Source organism: Blautia sp. ZXY-1-B12, assembly GCF_056339915.1.
Window position 1 is genome coordinate 1 of sequence record NZ_JBWJVP010000131.1, and the last position, 4276, is coordinate 4276.

Sequence of the window (4276 nt, forward strand, 5' to 3'; positions counted from 1 at the left end):
CCGCCGTCTGTATAACCCAGGGATTTCTGGGCAAGCGGGGCAAAATAAGTTCCGTTTCCAAACATACTTCCGGTACGCTGTACTCCGCAGTCCGGATTGATAAGCAGTCCGTTTGTGACAATGGACCAGAAATTCTCAGTCCTGGAACCATGGAACAGATGATCAATCCCATGACCTTCCGATAACTGTTCCTGCTGACAGAAACGGTCGAACCGTTCTTCTGTTCTCCTGTTATGGATCCTCCACGCTTTTACATACTGACTGGCATTTCCTTTCAGCATGGAAAGAACCTTATCTTGTTCCTCTTCTGTCACATCCCTCCAGTCCAGGTGGAATGCTTCCAGAACGGTAGGCCTTACGGAACAGTTGCCTAAGTCATGTGCATTTCGCACTCTGTTTACCATTACATCAAACAGCTCCTGCTCATCTGCAATGATGTCATTAAAATCCAGCTTTCGTTTGGCCAGAATCTTAGACAAATTATCAATCCTTCTTGGGATTGCTGCATACAGGGTTTTCAGTTTGTTATTAAACTCTGCTACGCTCATCTTGGAATATCCGGACGACAGTTCTTTCAGGATGGATTGTCTGAAAGCGATCATTTCATCTGAGATGTCATCCATCTTGATCCGGTAATTCTGGCTCAACACTGCCGTTGTACATTCCAGAAGGAGTGTTACAACTTCATTTACGGAGGCATTGGCAATAGGTGCATATTCATTTCCGTTAATGGAGCTGGTATTCTTTTCTATCACCTTTTGTTCCATCTTTTTCGTTTTTGTGACCATATATCCTCTGGAAACCTTAGACTGGAATATCTCGTCCCATTTTTCCATGGGATTGATAAAGCTTCTTGGTCTGTGTCGTCCGATGGTAATGCCTACCCTGGATTCGGTTCCGCGAAGGTGCCGTCGTGAAGGTTCTCCATGACATACTGCTGATTGTTTCCCCTTCCAGTTGCAGTCTCCCCTACAAAGTTAAGCTCCAGATATTCTGTGTTTGGAGGTATTAAATTTGTTGTTTTCATATAGAAATCTCCCTTCGTTTTTGCTTCAGAAAGAAGTACCAAAAACAAAAGGAAAGATGAAATTCCGTACGATCCGCAGCTTGATAGCAGAGACTTCTGTTTTGCATTAAAAAAGACACCTGCAATTAATTCCTGCAGGTGTCCAAAAACGAATGGAGTCATCAGCTCTTGCTGATGGTGTTAATATACCAGAAAAAACATGTTGGGATTTCTGGTACGAAAAAAATATCTTTGTAGAAGTCATTCTTTCTCAATGACGACTTTACATCTCTTCTTGTAGAATGCAATGCCATAAAGAGTAATATCCGGACGGCCATCGTTTCTCAGATATTCATAATATCTTCTGTCTTTAATCTGAGAGACTGCTTTTTCACATGCTTTTTCCGATCCGGATGCTTCCTTTGAATATTTCAGTTTGATTATGATACCGGAATCCGGGTTTTCCGGCTCAATAATGATATCTGCGAATCCCTCTCCGGCTTCTACATTGTATCTGACTATCCAGTCAGAATTTCCTGTCAACAGGCCGATTAAAAGAGCATGATAGGAATTCTCTTTTTCTTTCGTGTCAAAAACACTGATCGAATTGCTCAGAGTCCAATTCAGATACTGCTCTATCTCTTCTGGTTTTCCTTTTTCAATAGAATTCCAGAAATCGGTTAAACGCTCAGTATTGTGCCTGATTTTGTCATTAAACCAATCCTGAATCTGAGAACGAAAAACCTCCCTGACTTCTCTGTTTGGGATGATCAGTTTATAAGCTCCCTGTTCCGTTATCCCGGCCTGGGTCAGGTATCCGGTCGTAAACAGCACACTCCAGACATTGTCAATACTGTTATCAATCTCATCATATGTCAATTCCTGACGGACGAATTTCATAATGTGGTCGCCTGCGATCAGACGCTCTATTTCATCTCTGGTTGTCTTGTTAGCCATAGAGATAAAGCGTTTTACGAGAGCATTACCGCTGCTGTTGATCCAATAGCATTGTGGAAGTTCTCTTGGATTTTCACAAAGCAGATCCACATGGTTGATCACATCCCAAGGACAGTAGATATCGGCATCACCAAAGTGATATCCGTCATACCATTCCTTTATTTCTGACAAATGTGATTCTAAATGATAGTTCTTTAACAGTTTTTCAACTTCTGTTTCTGTGAAGCCAAACTGTTCATCGAAGCGTATATCTGTGATGGAGAGGATTTTAAAATTGTTCAGTCCGGTGAATATGCTTTCTTTTGAAACACGCAAGCATCCGGTCAGAACCGCAAATTGTAGAAACTCATTTGTTTTTAGGGCATCGCCAAATAATGAGCGAATCAGTGATACCATTTCTTTATAATAGCCGTTTTGATAGGCCTTATCGAGAGGGACGTCGTATTCATCTATCAGTATGATAACCTTTTTGTTATAATGATGAAACAACAGCTCCGATAATGTCTGCAAGGAGGATTCCAGCGTATCCTCATCCATTGAATATTTTCCATTATCCATACGGATCAGGGCAAGATATCTCTCTTTTTCATTATCTGTCAGACTGCTGCTGCCTTTCAGAAAATGAAATCTGTCTGCTTCCCGCGCAACCAAGCTGGTCAATTTTTGCTTTGCTTTATCAAAGGTCAGGCCGTCAATTCCCTTTAAAGTGAGGAATACAACAGGGAATTTTCCCAAATACTCATCACAAAGATCTTTTCTCTGCATGATACTGAGCCCATTAAACAACGACTCGTCGGCATTGATCTCAAAAAATCGTTGCAGCATACTCATATTCAACGTCTTTCCAAAACGTCGCGGCCTGGTAAAAAGATTTACCTTTCCCCAGTTATTGAGGAGTTGTTCGATCAGATCTGTTTTATCAATATAATAAAATCCGGCACAACGGATTTCCCGAAAATCCTCAATGCCGACTGGCAATTTTAGCATCATAAAATCATGTTCCTTTCCTGAACCTGATTTGATATTTTAATTGTACCATTTAAAAGAGCGGTTAGCAAGTTGAGATACAGGATATGACAACCGAAGAAAAAAGACACCTGCAATTAATTCCTGCAGGTGTCCAAAAACGAATGGGGTTATCAGCTCTTGCTGATGGTGTTAATATACCAGGAAAAAGCATATTGAGATTGTTGGTATGAGAAAACAGTTTTTTTTGTGATGAAACAAGGAGGTTAACTTTCGGAAAGACGTTCTCCGCGGATTGGATTATCACCGGAAAGTTATACAATATGTACAATCGAAAGGATTTATGGCAAAAAGGTGATTTTTTGTTACTGTTCAGAGGTTAGCTGGACATGAGAAAACCGATGGTGTAGACTAATAACAGTCAAAGCCATCGGTTTTCTTATCCAAATATTCTGGATACTCTGTCAAATATATTCGCTGGTTCTTCTAGCCGCATCAAAACAAGCATGCTCATGCATTGGCAGAGATAATCGATACTTTCGAAACTCCTAAATGTCACAGCCTGCGCCTGTTTCAGCTTATAGTTTCTTAGAAGCCTTTCAGCTTCATTATTAGTGGCAGGTATCCGGGAATCATGCAGGAACAGCAGATGGTTCTGCATATATTTCTCCATTCTCAGGAGTAAATTATACCCGTCTCTGTAATAATTGTTTGCCGGAACATTTCCGTATTCCGCCCTGGCTATTTCCAGTATCTCACGGTATCTTTTTTCGAATTCAGATACCTTTACCGGATCCGGTTCCTGAAATGGCTGGCATTCGTTTCGGAAATGGATCATCTCCTGTACCAGTGAACGCATCTCTTTGTTCCAGGTGTGGTCTGGTTCATTATCCATGCTGTCTTTCAGGTAACGCAGCACATGGGCAAGGCATTCCTGGTGATCTGCTCCATAATTATAAAAGGTAATATCATGGTCATGGACAAGGATCCCCTGATAATCCTCTGTAACAGTCCCTTTTACTCCCTCGTGTCCTTTTTTCTCACGAGCGAAGTACAATGCTTTTCCGTCTGGTGTGGCACAGACATAGATCTGACAGCTTTTTCCGTTTTCCCTGCCGCTTGTACAATCTGTATGCATAACAGGGGAAAGCAGCATGTCTGCATAGGATGCCTTGCGCTCGGGCTCTGTTTTTAAAGCAAACTCCCTGCTGAGTTTACTTATCATGCCTTTGGAAATATTCAGTTTTCCATCCGTCAGATCAGACAGGAACTTCCTGCTGAAGCGGCGCACGAAAAACGCGAAAGCGTTTCACGATAAATGCGAAAACGCCTATCTAGGTTGTTGGG

The 4276-nt window shown here is 41.7% G+C and carries 3 protein-coding genes and 1 pseudogene; all 4 read right to left on the reverse strand.

Features of this window, described 5'->3' with window-relative positions:
* Window positions 1-836: hypothetical protein (locus AC075L_RS07245; RefSeq protein WP_476387453.1), on the reverse strand; the 836-nt coding region annotated here is incomplete at its 3' end.
* 44 nt (window positions 837-880) lie between these two features.
* Window positions 881-1027, reverse strand: coding sequence for a hypothetical protein (locus AC075L_RS07250; RefSeq protein ID WP_476387454.1), 147 nt, complete (start codon window positions 1025-1027; stop codon window positions 881-883).
* A gap of 240 nt (window positions 1028-1267) precedes the next feature.
* The gene (locus AC075L_RS07255) at window positions 1268-2953 is read right to left on the reverse strand and encodes an AAA family ATPase (protein WP_476387455.1); all 1686 of its coding nucleotides are present in this window, start codon (window positions 2951-2953) and stop codon (window positions 1268-1270) included.
* 415 nt (window positions 2954-3368) lie between these two features.
* Window positions 3369-4208, reverse strand: a pseudogene (locus AC075L_RS07260) (IS66 family transposase); the annotation flags it as partial.
* Between the last annotated feature and the right edge of the window lie 68 nt (window positions 4209-4276).